Source organism: Alcaligenes sp., assembly GCF_050255915.1.
Classification (GTDB): domain Bacteria; phylum Pseudomonadota; class Gammaproteobacteria; order Burkholderiales; family Burkholderiaceae_B; genus Alcaligenes; species Alcaligenes aquatilis.
In genome coordinates, this window is the sequence record NZ_JBFWIQ010000017.1 from 26,050 (window position 1) to 45,717 (window position 19,668).

Here is a 19,668-nt window from a genome sequence, read left to right on the forward strand (position 1 = left end):
TAAAGGAAAAGCCAGCTCGATGAGCTGGCTTTTTTGCTTCGTGCAGTGCAAGTTGCCAATTTGTTTCTGGATACGGTTGCCCGCATCAAGCGGGCAATAGGCGTTTTACAGAGCGCGAATGCACTCGGAAATCAGTGCGGGGCCTTTGTAAATCAAGCCGGTATATAGCTGCACCGCCTGGGCACCTGCCTGGATTTTTTCCTGAGCCTGACGGCCGGATTCAATACCGCCCACACCAATAATCGGGAAGTCCGGACCCAATTGCTCGCGCAGACGACGAATGACGTTCAAGGACAGCTCGTGCACCGGTGGGCCGGACAAACCGCCTTGCTCTTGGCCATGCTGCAAACCTTGAACGGCCTCACGTGACAAGGTGGTGTTGGTGGCAATAATGCCGTCCAGTCCTTGCGAGGGAACGGTGTCAGCGATGGCATCAATTTGTGATTGATCCAGATCGGGTGCGATTTTCACTACGATAGGCACGTAGCGTTGGTGTTCTTCTGCCAATTCGGTACGCAGCGTCTGCAAGGAGCCCAGCAGGCGAGCTAGCTCGTCTTGAGCTTGCAGTGCACGTAGGTTTTGCGTATTGGGCGAAGAGATATTCACAGTGACGTAATCGGCGTGAGGGTAGACCGCACGCAGGCAGGTCAGATAGTCCTGATCGGCCTGCTCAATAGGCGTGCTCGCGTTCTTGCCAATGTTCAGACCCAGAATGCCACCTTGTGAACGAAACTGGCTTTTACGCACATTCTCGATAAAGGTGTCCAGGCCGTCGTTGTTAAAGCCAAAGCGGTTGATCAGGCTATTGGCTTCAGGCAGACGGAACAGGCGAGGTTTGGGATTGCCGGGCTGTGCTTTCGGAGTAACGGTGCCGACTTCAACAAAACCAAAGCCCAGTGCGCCCAAGGCATCGATATGTGCGCCATTCTTATCCAGACCAGCGGCCAGCCCTACGGGATTGCGTAGCTTCATGCCCATCAGTTCCAGAGGCTTGCTGGGCAGGCTTTTGAGCAAGCTGCCCAAAATAGGGGTTTGGTGGGCGCAATGCAGGGATTTCAGAGTCAGTTCGTGGGCGTGTTCAGCATCCAGACTGAACAGCACCCGGCGAGCCAAGGGATAAAGGCTGAATAGGGCAGACATGGGGATCGATAAAAGAGGACGTTAAGCCAGCCATTCCCAACGACCTTTTATCAGGAGCTGGTAGGGGCGAAAGCGGGTTTTGTAGGTCATTTTACGGCTTTCTTCGATCCAATAGCCTAAATAGAGCCAGGGCAGGGATTGTTGACGGCAATAATCCAGTTGCCAGAGTACGGCGTAGGTGCCCAGACTGCCGGTGTCGTCGGGATCAAAAAAGGTATAGACAGCGGAGAGTCCGTCTTGCAGCACATCAATGACCGCCACGATTTTCAAGGTGCCGTCGGGCTCGCGAAACTCCAGCAGGCGTGAGGTGACATGGCTGGCCAGCAGAAACTGGGCGTACTGGGACTGATCGTCTTCGTCCATGCCGGCACCGGGATGGCGGCTGGCCTGGTAGCGGCGATACAGCTCGTAGTGCTCGGCGTTCCAGTGCAGGGGCAGATCTTGCACGATCAGATGGCCATGACGTTTTTTGGCACGGCGCTGGGCACGGTCAGGCTGAAAGTGCAGAGTGTCGCAACGCAAGGGCTGGCAAGCGCGGCATTGGTCGCAATAGGGACGATAGGTAAAGGTGCCGCTGCGTCGGAAGCCTTGTTGGACTAGCTTGGAGTAAACCGCGTCGTTAATCAGGTGCGCAGGAGCGGCAACCAGAGAGCGTGCCTGTTGCTCTGGCAGGTAGCTGCAACGGTAGCTGGCCGTGGAATAGAATTGCAGCGTTTGGGGACTGGTGGGTGCTTTGGGATAATTCATGCGACTCTGCCAAGCGTGATAGAGCCATTATGGGATGCTCGCGCCAGCCTAGCAAGTTGGGGGCTGGCCTAGTTGCAAAGCCCCGTGTGGCCAAACCGGGCTGGGCTGGTTCATGGCCCAGGCCAGGGCATCCATGAAATCCGCTCGGGGAATGGGGCTGGCGCCCAGACTGGCCAGATGCGATGTCTCTTGCTGGCAGTCTATATACGGTATCCCGGCAAATTTCAGAAAATCCACCAGATGGGCCAGGGCTATTTTGCTGGCATCGGTTTGTAAGGCAAACATGGATTCACCAAAAAAGAAGCGGCCTAGATTCACGCCATACAAACCACCGACCAGCTTGTTATCCACCCAGGTTTCTATGCTGTGGGCGTAGCCGCTGTGATGCAAGTCGGTATAGACCTGCTGAATATCCGGGCTGATCCAGGTACCGGTGGCGCTGCGTTGCGCGGCGCATTGGCCGATGACTTGTTCGAAAGCCAGATCGCAGGTGACACGAAGGCGGGCCTCGTTCTGATCTTGTTGGCGTGCAATCTGGCGCAGCTTCTTGCCCAAGGAGCGGGAAATCTTGAATTTGTCCACTTCCAGCACCATGCGCGGATCAGGCGACCACCACAGTACCGGGTCGCCAGGGCTGTACCAGGGAAACATGCCCTGACTGTAGGCTTCTAGCAGACGTGGAACACTTAAATCCAGACCGGCAGCCACCAGCCCTTCCGGGCTGGCGTGCTCAGGGCTGGGCAGGGCCTGATCGGGAGTGACCCAGACAAGCGACATGATCAGTCGTGGTCGCGGGGGGCGATATCAAATTCGTGAATCTGGAAGCGACCAGCCTTGTGATCCTCCACGTAGCGCTCCAAGGTGGCGCTGACCGTGCGGAACGCCAGATTGTCCCAAGGAATGTCGTCCAGGTGGAAGAAACGGGCTTCCAGAGATTCCGGACCGGGATCCAATACGTCGCTGGTGACTTTGGCCAAGTAGTAAATATGCACTTGTTCTGCGTAGGGCACGCTGATGACGGTAAAGAGCGGCCCGGGTTCGACTTGGGCACCGGCTTCCTCACCCATTTCACGCAAGGCGCCTTGCCCCAGGGTCTCACCCAGTTCCATAAAACCGGCGGGCAAGGTCCAGGTGTTGTAGCGTGGTTCGATGGCACGACGGCACAACAAGATCTGATCGTCTTTCCAGGCAGGCACAATCCCGACCACATTACGGGGATTCTGGTAGTGCACCGCGCCGCAGTTTTGGCAGACATCACGCATGCGGTTATCGTCCGGGGGCACCAGTCGTGTCAGTTTGCTGCCGCATTGACTGCAGAAGTTTTGCGTGCGTGGAGCAGGGAAGTAAAAAGAGGCGGGTGGCTGGGTCATGCAGATTCTGTGATGGCGGTTCAAATAGGATCGGGCTCAGGCAAAACAATATACGCCAATTCGTCGGCGGGCGACACGCAGGATGACCAGACTGTCAGGGAACAGCGCCTGGGGTAGGCGGGTAAAGACCAGCCCTCGCTGTAATGAGGGTGCTCCAGATCCAGGCTGTCCAGGCCGTGTTGCTTTGTTCGCAATTGTTCCAGCAGCGCCGGAATATCGCGACTGGCCAATAAGGCCGGGCCGGTAGGGGTACGCAAATACAGCCGACCTTCAGCGCTGACGAACCACGCCTGGACGGCTTTTACGAGGCGTCCGGTGTGGTCTTGCAAATGCGCCAGATCTTCGGCCAGGGACACAATGAGAGGAGCGGCGTCCAGGCGAACATAGACACGCTGGGGGCCATTTTGGATAAACCAACGGCCTTGTTCATCCGTCTGATAATTGCGATTGAAAAATGCCAGCAATCCTGGGTGAGAAATGCGTTCACCCACGTGCTCGGGATGCTGGTTGGCATCGCCAGCCGGATGATGACGCCAATGGCCTGACTGATCCAAAGAAAGATATCCGCTGACAGCGGGTACATTGGGCCATTTTTTCATGGCTTCAATAACAGCAGCATCCATAAACCTCAGCCTTGCGGGGACGAAAACAAAGGGTGGCAACCGTATCGGTGCCACCCTTGATCATGTTGGGTCGACCACAAGGTTGACCTTTGGGCAGACGATCTTGCGCCTTAAACCATATAACTGCGCTGCATGGTTCCGGGAACGGTGTGCGAAAGAGGTTTTTCAATTTTGATTTCCCCTTTGCTATCGCTTTGCATGGCCCGGGATAACAAATTAGACAAGCGTTCACGCACGTCTTGGGGCACATGGCTAAACACACCCGAGAGCCACTCGATGTAATAGGGCAGCAAGTGCTCGCTTAACTCTTTGCCAGCTTCGGTCAGTTTAACAGTGAGTACACGGCGATCCGAGGTATTGTTTTGTCGCACCAGCAATTGCTGCTGCTCCAGCCCGTCTAGCAGGCCGGTAATGGTCGCGCGGGTGACACCGGCTTGTTCAGCCAGCAAGGCGGGACTTAAGCCGGAAGGTTGGCGGCTCAGCAAAAAAAGCAGAACCAGACGGCCTTCGGATAGGCCAAATTCGTTCAAGACGGTGCTGGAGGCGCGATTAATACTGGACGCCAGCGATAGAACGCGTAAACACAGTTCGATATCCTCGGTTTTAGGGTGAGCCTGGCGCTGGGATTCGCTCAGGATAGTTTGATATTTCAGATCGAGTAATTTCATAGTGCTGTGCCGTTGAGTAGTGCGCGGCAAAGAGCAGTAGTTATTTAGAAAGAATCACAAAGCCCAATAAAACCGAGCTTGCTTTCTTTTATTACTGAGCCGCTGCTTTTAAAGTGGAAATTTATCTTATTTTTTAATTCCATTTTCATTGATTTAAACACCTTTTATTGATCAGGAATTTTCATTTAGTAAAATAGTGCTGGTTTTTTTCAGTATTGTCAGTAGTGAGTTTATTGAATGGTCTCACTGTTTGTGTATACTCTTTTGCCTTCTTTTTTTCTCACATAACAAGGTTCTGGGACTCTCAATACCGGCATCTTGGTGATGATTGTTGATCTTGTGTTGTGAGTCTTATAGCGCAACAGCATCAAAATGATGCAAGCACGCAACGTTCGTGTTCAAAACGCCAGATCTTTGTTATGGGCAGGATGAGTGAGCTATATCAGAGGTAGACCGTCAAATTAAGTCGGTTCTCAAGCGCCAAGCAGAAAAACCAGGCGCAGCAACTCAAGAAAAACCGCAAAACGACGTGCAGGCGAGCGCTCGGCGTTTACAATGCTTACAGCGCTTCCCAAGCTCGACGATGCCTTCAAAAAAGGCGGTTGGATCATTCACCCCGCTTGGCGGATAGCAATACAGGCCCGTTTTTTACGGGCCTTTGCTTTCCGCAACTGGATACAAGCATTATCCAAAGCTTATTAGTGGTATTTGCCAGCATGTCCCCGAGCCCCTGCCCAGTTCGCAAGAAATGGCAGGGCTTTGTTCCGTTTGTACTCCGGGATTGAGTATGAGGCGTATCAGAAATGTCTTGCTATCGTTATTAAGGAAACGAAGGAATTATGAGTCAGTTCCGTATCGAACATGATTTGCTGGGAGACCGCCAAGTCCCCGATGAAGTCTATTATGGTGTTCATACCTTGCGTGCCAAGGAGAATTTCCACATTACCGGTACGCCTATTTCAACTTACCCGGAACTGATTAATGCTCTGGCACTGGTCAAGCAGGCTGCTGCTCAGGCCAATTTCAAACTGGGTTTGTTGGAGCAGGACAAGCATGACGCCATTGTGGCTGCATGCCAGGCCGTACAGACAGGCAAGTGTCATGAGCATTTTGTGGTAGACATGATTCAGGGCGGCGCAGGTACCTCGACCAATATGAATGCCAACGAGGTTATTTGTAACCTGGCTTTGGAGCATATGGGGCACAAGCGTGGCGAGTACCAATATCTTCATCCCAATGAAGATGTGAATATGGCCCAAAGCACCAACGACGTCTATCCAACGGCTTTGCACCTGGCGGCCTACCGTTCGCTGGATCCGCTGTTTGCGGCCATGGAACGTTTGCGTGATGCCTTTTTGAAAAAGTCCGAGGAATTCTCCTCGTACATGAAGATTGGCCGCACGCAGTTGCAAGATGCTGTGCCCATGACCCTGGGTCAGGAGTTCAACGCATTTGCCACCATGATTAACGAAGACATCGTGCGCCTGAAAGAATCGCGCAAACTGATGTGTGATGTGAATCTGGGTGGTACGGCAATTGGTACTGGTATTACCGCACACCCTGAATACGCCGAGCTGGCTGTAGCGGCTTTGTCCGATCTGTCCGGTGTTCAGCTGCGCGTGTCTGCCGACCTGATCGAAGCAACTCAGGATTGTGGTGGTTTCTTGCATCTGTCGGGCGTGTTGAAGCGGGCTGCCGTCAAGTTGTCCAAGCTGTCCAACGACTTGCGTTTGCTCTCTAGCGGTCCTCGTGCTGGTATGGGTGAAATTTGTCTGCCTGCTGTGCAAGCGGGTTCGTCCATCATGCCCGGTAAGGTCAACCCTGTGATCCCTGAAGTGGTCAACCAGGTCGCCTTTGAAGTGATTGGTGCCGACTTGACCGTGACCATGGCTGCTGAAGCCGGTCAATTGCAGCTGAACGCGTTTGAGCCTGTGATTATTCACTCCCTGCTGCGCAGCATGAGTTTGTTGAGCAATGCTTGCGACACGTTGACTCAGTTCTGCGTGGTGGGTATCACTGCCAACCGTGAATGCCTGGAAAGCAATATCGAACGTTCTATTTCCTTGGTGACTGCCTTGAACCCGTTTATCGGTTACAAAGCCGCTACCTCGGTTGCCGCCGAAGCCTTCCAGACAGGTACTAATATTCGTGATGTGGTTCTCAAGCGTGGCCTGATGGATGCCGAGACCCTCAATGAAGTGTTGTGTGCCGAATCGCTGATCCAACCTCGTGATCTGCGCGCTGCTGACCCAGCCTGAACCAATCTGAGCCAGGCATGATTTGGCCAACTTTGGCCAACGCCGGTAACAGTTTGGGAAGCCTCCAAGTTGGAGGCTTTTTTCTGCCCGCTCATTTCGCACAAGAAGGATACTGTGACCTTGTCTACATGCAGGAGCAGCAGGGGAATATGGAGTCGGTTTATTGGGCGGTTGCCTTTGGCGCCATTGTGGCCGGTTTTGTGCAGGGCCTGTCAGGTTTTGCCTTTGGTATGGTGGCCATGTCCTGCTGGGCCTGGTTTCTGGAGCCCCAACTGGCGGCGGTGCTGGCAGTGTGTGGTGCCTGGACGGGGCAGATGATTGCCGCCTTTACCCGGCGGCGCACGTCGTACTGGCAGATTCTCTTGCCTTTCTTATTCGGTGGGCTGCTTGGCGTGCCGTTGGGAACGTATCTGCTGCCTTTTCTGGATGCAGCGCTGTTCAAGGCGTTTCTGGGTACCTTGATGGTGATCTGGTGCCCCGTCATGCTGATGTCTAGCCGTCTGGGCCATGTGCGGGTGTGCAGTCGCTTGGCTAATGCTTTGGCGGGTTTGATTGGTGGTGTGATGGGCGGTCTGGGTGGGATGACCGGGGTGATTCCTACTTTATGGACCACCATGACGGGCCTGCCTAAAGACAAGCAGCGTGCCGTTATTCAAAACTTCAATCTGGCTACCTTGTCTGTGACCTTGCTGGCGTATATCGCCTCCGGTTCTATTGTCTCGTCCATGCTGCCCGCGATCGGGTTGGTCATGCTGGCGGTGCTGATTCCCGTATTGGCGGGCGCACGTCTGTATGTGGGGATCAGTCAAAGCACTTTTCGCGCCATTGTGTTGAGTCTACTGACTTTGTCCGGGGTAGCGATGTTGCTGTCATCTGTCCCTGTGCTGCTGGCGCGCTAAGGCAGGTGGTTTAGACTTCTAGGGTAATGCTCTATATCGAAAAGGGGCTTGCTCCCCGCATAATAAGTGTCGGCGATGGGAGCGCATTTCGGGTTCCCGCCCACTGGAGCAGAGCCTGTGAGAGTTCTGGGGTTTCAATTGTTGTTTGGTGATCACTTGGCACGCAGTGTGCGCGGGATATCCTGCGCCCCTCCCAGCCAGGCTTGAGTCAACGTTTCAAGGCGTTTTTACGCCCTCCTTGATTACCTGATTACAGTTGGAGTCTGCTATGACTGACTTGTTTGAAAATCCAATGGGCCTGATGGGCTTTGAGTTCATCGAATTTGCCGCTCCCCAGCCTGGTGTGATGGAACCTGTGTTTGCGATGATGGGTTTCACCAAAGTGGCGGTACACCGTTCCAAGAAAGTGTCCTTGTACCGTCAGGGCGAGATCAACCTGATCCTGAACGAAGAACCCAAGAGCCACGCTGCTTACTTTGCCGCCGAGCACGGCCCTTCGGCCTGCGGCATGGCGTTCCGGGTGCGTGATGCGCAAAAAGCCTATGAGCGTGCACTGGAACTGGGCGCCCAGCCTGTTGATATTCCTACCGGGCCGATGGAGCTGCGCTTGCCTGCGATCAAAGGGATTGGTGGCGCGCCTCTGTACCTGATCGACCGTTTTGGCGAAGGTAACTCTATTTACGATATCGACTTCGTCTACCTGGAAGGCGTGGACCGCCACCCTGTGGGTGCGGGCCTGAAAGAGATCGATCACCTGACCCATAACGTGTACCGCGGCCGCATGGCCTACTGGGCTCAGTTTTATGAGCACCTGTTCAACTTCCGTGAGATTCGCTACTTCGACATCAAGGGTGAATACACTGGCTTGACCTCCAAGGCCATGACGGCCCCCGACGGTAAAATCCGTATTCCTCTCAATGAGGAGTCCGCCAAGGGTTCGGGCCAGATCGAAGAATTCCTGATGCAGTTCAATGGTGAAGGCATCCAGCACGTAGCATTCCTGACCGATGATCTGATTGCCACCTGGGACAAACTCAAGGACATGGGCATGCGTTTTATGACGGCGCCGCCACAAACCTATTATGAAATGCTGGAAGGTCGCTTGCCTGAGCACGGAGAACCCACTGCAGAACTGCAAAACCGTGGCATTTTGCTCGATGGCACATCAGAAGGTGGTCACCGTCGTCTCTTGCTGCAGATTTTCTCTGAAACGCTGATGGGGCCTGTGTTCTTTGAGTTCATTCAGCGCAAGGGCGATGATGGCTTTGGTGAAGGTAACTTCAAGGCCTTGTTCGAGTCCATTGAGCGCGACCAGTTGCGCCGAGGTGTTTTGCAGGCTGACTAAAAAGGTGTTGTGTCAGTGCTCAATGTACTGATGCAGATCTGTCCCCACTGTTTGGCGATGGCAAACAGTGGGGTTTTTTATTGGAGCTCAGCTTTATAGTCAGTCCGGCTGGTCTCGCGGAGGCTGCAGGATTCTGAACAGCTCCAGCATCAGATCTGACTGGGTAATCATGCCCACCAGTTCTTTGTGTTCATTGACTACCGGCATATGACGATGGCGGCCCTGGCTGAACAAGGGAATCAGCTCGGCCACAGACCAGTTTGCATTGGCGGTGACGGCAGGCGAGGTCATGACTTCGGCCACCGTGGGAGCCGATTGCTGGCGGGGGCTTAAAAAGCGCTTGAGTCGCTGGCGCAGATTATCAGGTTGATCCAGTCCGGCGCGCTGCAAGAAGTCCGACAAGGCCAAAATACCAATCACATGTTTGTCTTGATCCAGCACTGGCAGGGCCTTGATCTTGCGCTCGCGCATCATGTCCCAGGCTTGTTGCAAGGGCGTGCTGACCTGGCAGGACAGGGGGGCATCATTCATCAAGGTCGCGCAGCGTCGTGTGCCCAGATTGCGTCGGAAGGCCGACTGATGAACGTAGCTGACCAATTTTTCCAGATCGTCCTGGCTGATGTTCAGCGTCTGGTTGTAGTGGCTTAGCGCAGCATCGTAATCCTGGTCCGTAAAGCGTGACAGTGTGCTTGTCGCACGAGTGGTGGGCTTAGGGACGGGGGGATAGGTAACCCCGGTCAGGCGGTTGTACAGCATGCCCAGGCAAATCAGCACGCAAGAGTCAAACAGGACCGGAAACAGCGCAAAGTCGTAATTGTGAATCCCGTTCAGGGCGGGGAAAACCGCCATTGCCACGCTAGGCGGGTGCACACAGCGCAGCGCCAGCATGATGGGCATGGCCACACACACGGCCATGGTAATGGCGGCAATTGGGTGAGGTAGCAAAATGGCGCAACTAATCCCTGTCAAAGCACCGACCAGATTGCCCAGCAACACATTCCAGGGCTGGGCCAACGGGCTGGTTGGCACCAGAAAAATCAGCAAGGCACTGGCCGCCAGGGAGGCTACCAGCCAGTGGTGCGTGTGGGCAAAATCCGACAGGTACAGGCTCAGAGAGGAAACAATCAGTACGCTAAGCGTGGCGCCTAGCGTGGCACGCAGCATTTCAGGGCGTGCAATGGCCAGCGACTTGGGGCGCAGGCTGTCAAACCAGTGACGAAATAAAGCAGACATACCCACCAGGGGGGAAAGAAGAAAGACAGCTTTAAATCATACTGCTAACTCTTCACTTCAGGGCTGAGCCCCTTGCTGAATACCGGCAATGACGGCGGGGCCCTTACGCTCGGTGGCGATTTGTTGGGGCACGGCATCGACCGTAATCACAATATGCTCGCGCTGCAGCGAATCCAGCAGCACGCCTGGTGCCAGCTCCTGACCAGGGCGGTAGGCGCGCACCGCCTGTTGATTAATGCTAAGTAAGGCGGCCCCACCCTGACCACTCACAATCATGCCGTGCAAACGCAGCTCGGGCATGGCGGTGCTGCCTCCAAACCACTGCGCAATTTGTTGCGTGCTGATCTGTTCGCGGTGGTCCTGCTCCAGCACAGGCGCAATCGTTCCTTCCGAGGGTAGGAATAGATGGATCAGCAGGTTGATCAAGGCCAGAGCAATACCGGCCTGACACAAACGCAGCCAAAGATGTGACGGAAATATGGCGGAAATAATACCCATTTAGACTGCATCGAATAGTGCATTGGCAGACAGCCCGTATGGCTGTCTTAAGGGCTCTTAGTGTGCGTGTGCTGCATGAAGCCCGTATGACAAGAGCTTGGGTTTTTTTGGGTGGCTTATTTCCTTCATGTCTCGATCTACTTTATCTCGCAGTCCGGCGCGTCGTTTGGCCGGATCGGTTCAGTCCCGCGCTCAACAAGGTTTTTCTCTGATTGAGGTCATGGTGGTGGTGGTCATCATGGGCATTATGGCGGCCCTGGTTGTCCCCAGCCTGATGGACCGTCCCGATCAGGCACGTGCCGTCGCGGCCCGTCAGGATATTGCCGCGCTGACACAGGCCTTGAAGCTGTATCGCCTGGATAACGGCCGTTACCCCAGTACGGCTCAAGGTTTGGCGGCGCTGCACCAGCGCCCCGCTCAACCTCCCGAGCCACGCAACTGGCGCCCTTATATGGACCGTCTGCCTAACGACCCTTGGGGCAATCCGTACCAGTATCTGCAACCCGGCGTGCATGGCGAGATCGATGTGTTCTCGCTGGGGGCGGATGGTCAGGCTGGCGGGGCGGGTAGTGATGCCGATATCGGCAATTGGGACTGATGTGGCACAGCGGGGCTTTTCCTTGATCGAGACCCTGGTGGTCTTGTTGATCGTGGGTATTGTCAGCAGCGCAGGTTTAAGCGTGCTGGTACTGGACCGGGATCAGGGGATACAGCGGGAAGCCCGTCAACTGGCCCTGCGTCTGGCGCAGTTGCAAAGCTATGTGCGCGAAAGTGGCCGCAGCGTCGCCTGGAATGCGGATCAGCAGGGCTATCGTTTCAGCCTGATTCCGGACGCTACCGATGGCTCCAGCCCCACTGTGGGCTGGCTGCGCGATCAGGCTCGTTTTGCCCAATTGTTTCCCCAGCGATCCTGGACGCTGGAATCAGTGCGTGTGCGCCTGGAGCCAGCCGGGCCCTGGGTTTTTGTGAATGAATGGTTGTCCGCGCCGCGTCTGCTGGAGCTGGATGATGGCCACGAGGTACTGCATCTTCGCAGCGACCCGACAGGCCGTTTTGATGTGCAGTCATGACAGAGCGTGGCATGAGTTTGATTGAGGTGTTGATTGCGCTGGCCATCGTATCGGTGGCCCTGACCGCCGGATTGCGTGCGCTGGGCCTGAGTGCTTCTGGCAGCCAGGCCATGCATGAACGCAGCCTGGCTCTGCTGGCCGTTGACGGTGTGGTGGCCGAGATGCGTCTGCGCCGCCTGTTTCCCGATCCGGGTGAAACCGTGGTGCCTTGCCGCCAAGGTTCCTTGAATTTGCAGTGCAAGCAGACCGTGCAAGCCACGGCCAATCGCTTCTTTCGTCAGGTAACGGTGCAGGCTGCCTTGCCCCAAGGCCCCGTGCTGGCCGAGCTGCACGCGACCTTGGCGTCCTTGCCATGACAGATACTGGCCAGGAAGGCTTTACTTTGGTGGAAATGCTGGTGGCCTTGACCATCATGGCCTTGATCAGCCTGATGTCCTGGCGAGGCCTGGATGCGGTCTTGCATGCGGATGAGCAACTTGGTCAGCAGGCACGTCAGACCCAGGCCTTGTTCAATGTCTTGGCTCAAATGGGACGGGATCTGGAGCTGCATCTGCCCCCCGTGCCAGGCCCCGTGGACCCGACCGGGGCGATGGCAGTACTGCCCGCCAGTATTCGCTGGCAAGCCCAGGGTGAAGGCCCGGCCATCCTGATGATTGAACGTCGTAGCGATGCTGGCGCGGGAACCCAGCAGATTCAATGGCGTTTGCAGCAGGGTGTGTTGCAGCGGGCCATTGCCCAGGCAGGAACGGTGTATCCCTTGCCCGAGCTGGGGCCTTTGCAAGCTGTGCTGGAGCAGGTCACTGCCTGGAATTTGCGTATCTGGATTCCGGCACGTGGCTGGCAAAGCTGGCCCTGGCCTGAACAAGCCGGAGCTGCCGCCACAGGCATAGAGCTGACGGTGCAGTTGGAAGGCCAGGAGCACCCCTACCGAAAAGTGGTGATGCTGTTATGAAGCGCAGATCCCAACAAGGCATGGCGGTGATCAATGCGCTGGTGGTCGTGATGGCAGTGTCCATTGCCACTATGGGCATTGTGCAGCGTCAAAGTGCACTGGCAACGCAACTGGCCAGCGAGCGTGACTACATGCAGGCCAACTGGCTGCTGCGCGGTGCGCTGGATTGGGCCGTGCTGGTCTTGCGTTTGGACTCGCAGCGTTCGGCTGTGACGCATAAAGGCGGCTTGTGGGCCCAGGCTTTGAGTGAGTTGAAGATAGAGACTCCTGACAAGACCCGTGCGGCTTACTTCTCTGGCTATATCCAGGACGAGCAGGGCAAATTCAATCTGGCTTTATTGCTAAGCGATGGCCGGATTCAGGCCCGCTACGTGCAGGCATTGGAGCAGTTGTTGGGCAGTGTGCAGCAGGAACCCTCGTTGGCTTTGGAGTTGGCCCAGCGGCTGCAACGGGCTCAGGCCGGACAAGCGCCCTGGCCCTCCCATTTGCAGGACTTTTTCCCCAATGCGGTGCAACAGGCCAAGCAACTGGAACCTTATCTCAGCTACCTGCCGCAAGCCAAATCCTTGAATGTGAATACTGCCAGTGCCCAGGTGCTGGCTGCGGTGCAGCCTTCCGTCAGTCTGGTTGAGTGGCGTGGCCTGTTGGCGCAGCGCGATCGGGGCCAGTGGTTCCGGGATCAGGCCGATGTCCAAGCCCGCTTGCAACGTCAGGAGGCGTTGGAGGGGCAAACGCTGACCGTGCGCAGTGAGTGGTTTTTATTAAGTGGTCAGTTACGACTTGACCATAGCCGGGTAGCGACCCAGGCCCTGATTAACAGGGCTGCGGACCGCAGCCGGATTGTCTGGATTCGTTGAAGTGATGAGCAAAGTGCTGCGTATCTATTTGGACTCCCCACCTAGGCTGGATCAGCCGGTGGACTTTGTGCTGCGCGACAAGCGTGCCAAGGTATTGCGCCGTGGCCGGGCAGCGATTCAGGAGTTCAAAGCCCTGGCCCGATCGTTGGAGCTGGTTTTACCGGCTGGGATGGCAACGGTGACTGAGGCGCGTATTCCTTCAGTCAGTGCGTCGCGGCGGCAGGCCGTGGCCTGCAGTGCGGTCGAGCCTTTGTGTTTGAGCCCTATTGAACAGGTGTGGGTGGCCTGCTCGGCACCGGGGCCTGCCGGTATGAGTCAATTAGTCTGGACGGAGCGCCAGCCCTTGCTGGCCTTGGGAGAGCAAGCGCGCCAGGCCGGAGTCCCTCTCAGTGGAGTCTATGCCTGGTCCGAGGGGCATGAGCAAGACAGGCAGGGCCAAGGTCAAATGCTGACAGTACCCGCTTGCTCCTTGTTGATGCCGGAGATGGCCGCCAGTGGCGGCGGGAACAGCGTGCTGCGCCAAAGTCTGTGGTGGACTCTGGCCGCGGTATTGAGCTGGACCTTGGTCTTGCAGCAGCAGGCGCAGTCCTTGCGCTCCCAGATGAAACAGGTACAGACCCAGATGGAGCAGGCTGTTCGACAAGCCTTGCCGCATTTGCCTGTCATTGTTGCGCCCTTGACGCAGGCCAGACAGCATCGTGACGGCTTGCTGGCCGATAAAAGTCCGGCCTCGGCGCCTTTTGATCGGTTGTTGATGGCCAGTGCCGTGCAATGGCCTGCCTTGCAAGGACAGGTGCGCGCATTGAATTTCAAGGACCAACAGTTGCTTTTGACACTGGCCAGCGATTTGCCTGCACCACCTTTGCCTGCTGAATCGGAGCTGGAGTGGAAACAGGGCGAGTCGGCCCGTCAGTGGGAGATCGGTTTGAACAAAGCAGCGCAAGCGTCCAGCCAGCAAGGGGGGCAGCAATGAGCAAATTTGCTGCCTTTCAGCCTGTACTGCTGACCGTCCATAACAAGCTTGCCATTGCCCGACAGTACTGGCGAGCCTTGAGCCGTCGGGATCAGTTGGCCTTGTCGGTATTGGGGGCTGTGCTGCTTGTGATGCTTCTGTGGTTGTTGCTGTTACGTCCCGCTGTTCGTGATCTGGCCTTGGCAAAACAAGAGCTGCCGCGCCTGCAGTATGAGATGGCGCAACTGCAAACCGTGTTGTCGCAAATTCAGGTCCTGGATAAAGAGCTGGTCGCGCCGGTTGACGCGCAAGGACAAGACAAAGCCTTGCAGCGCAGCTTGCAGACTTTGGGCACCCAATGTCAGACAGAGGTGTCGCCGGCCGAGCAGCGTGTTCTGGTCTGCCAGGCCGTGGCCGCTCCTGCCTTGATGGATTGGTTGATGCACGCCCCTCGTGTGCTGGGCTTTGCCGTGCAAGAAGTCAGCCTGAGTCGCTCGGTGGTAGATAGCCGCGAACGTGCAGGTTTGTTGGATGGCCGCATTGTGTTGGGTGCAGGAGAGCCTGCATGAAAAAACTGACCAAAATCATGGCCTGGACCTTGTTGGCGGTGTGTCTGCTGCTGGCCGCCGTGCCCTTTTTGCCTGCCCGCATGATGTTGATCTGGCAGCCGGAGCAATTGCCGCTACGACTGGAAACGGCTCACGGCAATCTGGCTTCCGGGCAAGGTCTGCTGGTGGTGGGGTCGGGTTTGTTGGCTCGCACTGTTCCCGGCCCTGTCAGTTGGCGTTGGCGTTTGACGCCCTGGCCGCAAATGGAAGTAAGCCATGCGTGGCTGGACCAGCCTGTGCGCTTGCAAGCCAGCCTGCAAGGCTGGCGCATTTCTGGCCAAAGCCTAACGGTTCCCGCTGCGCTTTTAGGGCGTTTGCATCCCTTGTTGCAGACCGTACAACCGCAAGGGCAGTTGCAGTTGCGCTGGCCCAGTCAGGCGCTGGCCGCTGAAAGTGGACCTTTGCTGGAGCTGGATTGGCGCAATGCGCGCTCGGCTTTGGCGGCCCAAGCCGAGCTGGGTGATTACCAATTGGCTGTCAGCCGCAAGGGCCAGGGTGTGCAGCTAAGCCTGCGAACCCTGGCGGGGGATCTGACTTTGGCAGGTCAGGGTCAGTGGGGGGCGGCAGGCGGGCTGTTTGAAGGACGTGCCCAAGCCAAGCAGGCCGACGATCAACGATTCAAAGAGTTACTAGAGGCCTTGGGGCCTCAGCGTCAGGGTGTGACCCAATGGCGAATAGCCACAACGATTAGCAAGCAGGAATAACCATATTTTGACTATGAGTACCTTGACCAAACGACTTCCTGGGCTGCGCCCTCGCTTCTTTTTAAGTCTGGGGGCCGCCGTCCTATTAAGCGCCTGTGCCAGCACAGGTCAGAAACCTGAGCCTGGCCCGGATCCTTCTTCGTTTTTTGCTTCGGTAGGCAAGACGCCTGTACGCAGTACCCAGGCTGATCCGCGCTTTACCAATGACAATACGCCTTCTGCTGCCGTGACGCGTCGGGTTCCGCAGCGAGTCGGGGGCCGGGCCGCTCCGATCGACCTGCCCGACCCGGCCGAGTTTCCGCAAGGCAACGACATTACCTTGAATTTTGTAGATGCTGAGCTGGACGGGGTGGTGGCCGCCTTGGCGCGCTTTACCGGCCAGAACTTTATTGTGGACCCGCGTGTAAAAGGGCAACTGACCTTGGTGTCCGAGGTGCCGGTCGACGCCCGCACTGCCTACGAGATGTTGCTGTCAGCCTTGCGGATGCAAGGGTTTGCTGTATTGCGCAATGGCAAGGTCAGCCGAGTAGTGCCCGAAACCGAGGCGCGTCAACAGGGCGGTGCCGTGCGTGCCGCAGGTGCCGGGGCCAGCGGCAGTGGCGAGCTGGAAACCCGTGTGTTCACCTTGCGTTATGAAAATGCCACGGCCCTGGTTCCCGTGTTGCGGCCCATGATTTCGCCCAACAATCCTATCAATGCTTACCCCTCCAATAACACCCTGGTTGTGACTGACTATGGTGATAATCTGGATCGCATTGCCCAGGTGATCGCCGGGATCGATACCCCTGCCGGTTTGAATACGGACATCATCCCGATTGATTACGGGGTGGCGCTGGATGTGGCGGCCTTGGCATCCCAAATGCTGGATACTCCGGGAAATGATGTGGCGCAACGCATCACGGTGGTTGCCGATCCGCGCAGCAATTCCGTATTGGTGCGGGCAGGCAGTCCGGCTCGGCTGGATTTGGCGCGGGATTTGATACGCCGTATCGACAGCCCGGAAAGCAATAAGGGCAATTTGCATGTGGTCTATTTGCGTAATGCCCAGGCCGTACAGTTGGCTGAAGTGTTGCGGGCTGCTTTGACTGGGCAATCCGGCTCAGGTAATACGGCAACGGGTGGACAGCAACAGAGCAATAGTCTGGCTCCTGCTGGCAATGCCTCCAGCACCACGGGCGCGGCCAAGGCAATGGAAACGTCGGCAACAGCAGGTCAGTCCCAAGGCGAGATGGGCTTGAGTGCCGCTAATAATGCCAGTGGCACCGTGGCCTTTAGCGCTGGTGGGGCGACTGTTCAAGCCGACCCGTCTACCAATACCTTGATTATCTCGGCCCCCGATCCGGTCTACCGCAGCTTGCGTGAAGTGATCGACCAACTGGATCAACGTCGCGCTCAGGTGCTGGTCGAAAGCCTGATCGTGGAGGTGAATGCAGAAAATGCGGCCGAGTTCGGCATTCAGTGGATGACGGGCGGCGGCAATATTTCGGACGGCGGCTCGGGCTTTGTGGGCGGTGCCAATCTGGGCGGTAGCGGTATCACCAAGGCTGGGGCAACGACGCTTGATTCCTTGGCTGCTGGTTTGAGCCTGGGTGTGGTGAAAGGCACGGTGAACGTGCTGGGTCAGCAGATTGTCAATCTAGGTGTACTGGCGCGAGCGCTGGAGCGCCAGGGGGGCACCAATATTCTGTCTACTCCTAACTTGATGACGCTGGACAATGAAGAAGCCAGCATCATGGTGGGCCGTACCGTTCCCTTTGTGACGGGCCAATACACCACCACGGGCGACGGGGCCAGCAATCCGTTCCAGACGATTCAGCGTGAAGACGTGGGGCTGACCTTGAAAGTGCGCCCGCAGATCTCGGAAGGGGGCACCGTCAAGATGGCGCTCTATCAGGAAGTCAGCAGTATCGATACAGCCATGTCGGTATCGGCCAACTCGCCCGTCACACGCAAACGTGCACTGAGCACGAATGTGCTGGTGGATGATGGCCAGATCATTGTGCTGGGTGGCTTGCTGGAAGACTCGATTGAGGACGGTACACAATCGGTGCCTTTGCTGGGAGATATTCCGCTGGTAGGCAGCCTTTTCAAGTACGAGAAACGCAAGCGTACAAAAACCAATTTGATGGTGTTCTTGCGTCCGCATATCGTGCGTAACGCGCAGGACAGCCAGAGTCTGTCTTTGGACCGCTACAACTATATGCGTGCCGTGCAGACTGGACTGCCGGATCGTTCCACCTGGTTTCACCCTGATGCGGGACACATGGTCTTGCCACAGGCCGCCGGTTCATCCGCTGCGGTAGACCTGCGAGAGACGCTATGACCCGCCTGCCTTACTCCTGGGCACGTCAGCACCGCGCGGTGCTGACGCAGCAGCAAGGTGTGGGCACGTTGGTGATTAGCGAGCGCACACCGGATTGGGCCTTGGTGGAGTTGCGGCGACGCTATCCCGAGCTGGACGAGCGGCAAATCCCAGATGCCGAACTGGATACCTTGATTGATGCCAGTTATGCACAGGGCGACGATGCTGCCAGCGTGGTGGATGCCGCTGCCAACGAGGTGGACCTGGATCGACTGATGCAGGAATTGCCCGCTGTCACCGACTTGCTGGAAAATCAGGACGATGCGCCGGTCATTCGCATGATTAATGCCTTGTTTACCCAGGCTGTGCGGGATGGCGCCAGTGATATTCACCTGGAGCCGTATGAAACCCACTCGGTCGTGCGCTATCGAGTGGATGGCCGTTTGCGCGATATCGTCAGCCCGCGCCGGGCCTTGCACGGAGCCTTGGTGTCCCGTATCAAGATCATGGCCAGCCTGGATATTGCCGAAAAGCGGCTCCCACAAGATGGCCGTATTGCCTTGAAAGTAGGAGGCAGGGCGCTGGACCTGCGTGTCTCGATTCTGCCTACCGGACATGGCGAACGCGCCGTGATGCGCCTGCTGGACAAGTCAGCCGGGCAACTGGAGCTAGAGCGTCTGGGCATGGCCCCGGATATTTTGGCTCAGCTCGATGAGCTGATTCATCAACCACACGGCATTGTGCTGGTCACCGGGCCTACCGGCAGCGGTAAAACCACGACTTTATATGCCGCTTTGGGGCGCATTGATACGGCACGCAGCAATGTGCTGACCGTCGAAGATCCGATTGAGTATGACTTGCCTGGCGTCGGCCAGACGCAGGTCAACCCTCGTATTGAATTGAGTTTCGCGCGCGCCTTGCGCGCCATATTGCGACAAGACCCGGACATCATCATGATCGGAGAAATCCGGGATATGGAAACCGCGCAGATTGCGGTGCAGGCTTCCCTGACTGGCCACTTGGTGCTGGCTACCTTGCACACCAATGATGCGGTGTCTGCGGCCACTCGCTTGGTGGATATGGGGGTGGAGCCTTTTTTGCTGGCCTCTACCTTGCGGGGTGTGCTGGCCCAGCGATTGATACGCAAACTGTGCCGACATTGCCGTCAACCTGCCGAGCAGGGGCAATACCGGGCTAGCCCTGAAGGTTGCCAACAGTGTGCCCATACGGGCTATCAGGGGCGTACTGGGATTCATGAGCTGTATCGCATCGATGAACGTGCCCAGCACTTGTTAAATGACGCCGGAGCCGAACCCGCCTTGCGTCAGGCCGCGCGTGAATCGGGCATGCGAAGCTTGCGTGAAGATGCTCAGCGGTGGGTGGAGCAGGGCGTCAGTACGCCTGAAGAAGTATTGCGCGTCACGCGCGAGTTATAGGCGGGC

21 protein-coding genes are annotated in these 19,668 nt (G+C 56.7%); 13 read left to right on the top strand and 8 right to left on the bottom strand.

Annotated elements, in window-relative coordinates; all coding sequences use genetic code 11:
• Positions 1–105: 105 nt before the first annotated feature.
• The 6 genes from AB7E06_RS17470 to AB7E06_RS17495 form a co-directional block, all read right to left on the bottom strand.
• On the bottom strand, positions 106–1,140 hold the full coding sequence (locus tag AB7E06_RS17470; RefSeq protein ID WP_094197515.1) for a quinone-dependent dihydroorotate dehydrogenase: 1,035 nt from the start codon (positions 1,138–1,140) through the stop codon (positions 106–108).
• Positions 1,141–1,161: 21 nt separating this feature from the next.
• Positions 1,162–1,887 (bottom strand): arginyltransferase, encoded by a 726-nt coding sequence (locus tag AB7E06_RS17475; protein ID WP_094197514.1) that lies wholly within the window; start codon positions 1,885–1,887, stop codon positions 1,162–1,164.
• Between the two features lie 48 nt (positions 1,888–1,935).
• Complete coding sequence (gene aat, locus AB7E06_RS17480; RefSeq protein WP_249460023.1) at positions 1,936–2,664, bottom strand: leucyl/phenylalanyl-tRNA--protein transferase; 729 nt, start codon at positions 2,662–2,664, stop codon at positions 1,936–1,938.
• A 2-nt stretch (positions 2,665–2,666) separates the two neighbouring features.
• Complete coding sequence (locus tag AB7E06_RS17485) at positions 2,667–3,257, bottom strand: NUDIX hydrolase (protein WP_094197512.1); 591 nt, start codon at positions 3,255–3,257, stop codon at positions 2,667–2,669.
• A 20-nt stretch (positions 3,258–3,277) separates the two neighbouring features.
• A complete protein-coding gene (locus tag AB7E06_RS17490; RefSeq protein WP_108727866.1) occupies positions 3,278–3,880 on the bottom strand; it encodes a DUF2946 family protein in 603 nt (200 codons plus the stop codon).
• Between the two features lie 110 nt (positions 3,881–3,990).
• Positions 3,991–4,548, bottom strand: a complete 558-nt coding sequence (locus tag AB7E06_RS17495) for a MarR family winged helix-turn-helix transcriptional regulator (RefSeq protein ID WP_427957887.1) — start codon at positions 4,546–4,548, stop codon at positions 3,991–3,993.
• 839 nt (positions 4,549–5,387) lie between these two features.
• Between AB7E06_RS17495 and AB7E06_RS17500 the strand changes: the two genes are divergently transcribed.
• The 3 genes from AB7E06_RS17500 to hppD all read left to right on the top strand — a co-directional run bounded on the left by AB7E06_RS17500 (position 5,388) and on the right by hppD (position 9,050).
• The gene (locus AB7E06_RS17500) at positions 5,388–6,806 is read left to right on the top strand and encodes an aspartate ammonia-lyase (RefSeq protein WP_094197509.1); all 1,419 of its coding nucleotides are present in this window, start codon (positions 5,388–5,390) and stop codon (positions 6,804–6,806) included.
• A 149-nt stretch (positions 6,807–6,955) separates the two neighbouring features.
• Positions 6,956–7,705 (top strand): sulfite exporter TauE/SafE family protein, encoded by a 750-nt coding sequence (locus AB7E06_RS17505; RefSeq protein WP_094198416.1) that lies wholly within the window; start codon positions 6,956–6,958, stop codon positions 7,703–7,705.
• Between the two features lie 268 nt (positions 7,706–7,973).
• The gene (hppD, locus tag AB7E06_RS17510; protein ID WP_264671985.1) at positions 7,974–9,050 is read left to right on the top strand and encodes a 4-hydroxyphenylpyruvate dioxygenase; all 1,077 of its coding nucleotides are present in this window, start codon (positions 7,974–7,976) and stop codon (positions 9,048–9,050) included.
• Positions 9,051–9,149: 99 nt separating this feature from the next.
• Here the strand turns inward: hppD and AB7E06_RS17515 are convergent, their stop codons facing one another.
• Entirely contained in the window at positions 9,150–10,283 is a 1,134-nt protein-coding gene (locus AB7E06_RS17515) for an HPP family protein (RefSeq protein ID WP_108727865.1), read from the bottom strand.
• 57 nt (positions 10,284–10,340) lie between these two features.
• Positions 10,341–10,781, bottom strand: a complete 441-nt coding sequence (locus tag AB7E06_RS17520; protein ID WP_108727864.1) for a hypothetical protein — start codon at positions 10,779–10,781, stop codon at positions 10,341–10,343.
• Between the two features lie 127 nt (positions 10,782–10,908).
• Here AB7E06_RS17520 and gspG point away from each other — a divergent pair, with 127 nt between their 5' ends.
• From gspG to gspE, 10 genes are read left to right on the top strand one after another with little or no spacing between them, the layout of a single operon-like run.
• Complete coding sequence (gspG, locus tag AB7E06_RS17525; protein WP_094198415.1) at positions 10,909–11,379, top strand: type II secretion system major pseudopilin GspG; 471 nt, start codon at positions 10,909–10,911, stop codon at positions 11,377–11,379.
• Positions 11,354–11,851 (top strand): type II secretion system protein, encoded by a 498-nt coding sequence (locus AB7E06_RS17530; RefSeq protein ID WP_230017572.1) that lies wholly within the window; start codon positions 11,354–11,356, stop codon positions 11,849–11,851. Before gspG ends, AB7E06_RS17530 begins: the two co-directional genes overlap by 26 nt.
• Entirely contained in the window at positions 11,848–12,207 is a 360-nt protein-coding gene (gspI, locus tag AB7E06_RS17535; protein ID WP_094197504.1) for a type II secretion system minor pseudopilin GspI, read from the top strand. The genes AB7E06_RS17530 and gspI overlap by 4 nt, the downstream gene beginning before the upstream one ends.
• A complete protein-coding gene (locus AB7E06_RS17540; protein ID WP_094197503.1) occupies positions 12,204–12,803 on the top strand; it encodes a PulJ/GspJ family protein in 600 nt (199 codons plus the stop codon). The genes gspI and AB7E06_RS17540 overlap by 4 nt, the downstream gene beginning before the upstream one ends.
• Positions 12,800–13,660, top strand: coding sequence for a type II secretion system minor pseudopilin GspK (gspK, locus tag AB7E06_RS17545; protein WP_094197502.1), 861 nt, complete (start codon positions 12,800–12,802; stop codon positions 13,658–13,660). The genes AB7E06_RS17540 and gspK overlap by 4 nt, the downstream gene beginning before the upstream one ends.
• A 4-nt stretch (positions 13,661–13,664) precedes the next feature.
• Positions 13,665–14,633 carry a GspL/Epsl periplasmic domain-containing protein gene (locus tag AB7E06_RS17550; RefSeq protein ID WP_230017574.1) on the top strand — a complete coding sequence of 323 codons (969 nt, stop codon included), beginning with the start codon at positions 13,665–13,667 and terminating at the stop codon, positions 14,631–14,633.
• Positions 14,630–15,181 (top strand): type II secretion system protein M, encoded by a 552-nt coding sequence (locus AB7E06_RS17555; protein WP_264671984.1) that lies wholly within the window; start codon positions 14,630–14,632, stop codon positions 15,179–15,181. The genes AB7E06_RS17550 and AB7E06_RS17555 overlap by 4 nt, the downstream gene beginning before the upstream one ends.
• Positions 15,178–15,924, top strand: coding sequence for a type II secretion system protein N (gene gspN, locus AB7E06_RS17560; RefSeq protein ID WP_264671983.1), 747 nt, complete (start codon positions 15,178–15,180; stop codon positions 15,922–15,924). The genes AB7E06_RS17555 and gspN overlap by 4 nt, the downstream gene beginning before the upstream one ends.
• 13 nt (positions 15,925–15,937) lie before the next feature.
• Positions 15,938–18,247 carry a type II secretion system secretin GspD gene (gene gspD / locus AB7E06_RS17565; protein ID WP_125277653.1) on the top strand — a complete coding sequence of 770 codons (2,310 nt, stop codon included), beginning with the start codon at positions 15,938–15,940 and terminating at the stop codon, positions 18,245–18,247.
• Complete coding sequence (gene gspE / locus AB7E06_RS17570) at positions 18,244–19,662, top strand: type II secretion system ATPase GspE (RefSeq protein WP_427957893.1); 1,419 nt, start codon at positions 18,244–18,246, stop codon at positions 19,660–19,662. Before gspD ends, gspE begins: the two co-directional genes overlap by 4 nt.
• The last annotated feature ends 6 nt before the right edge of the window (positions 19,663–19,668 follow it).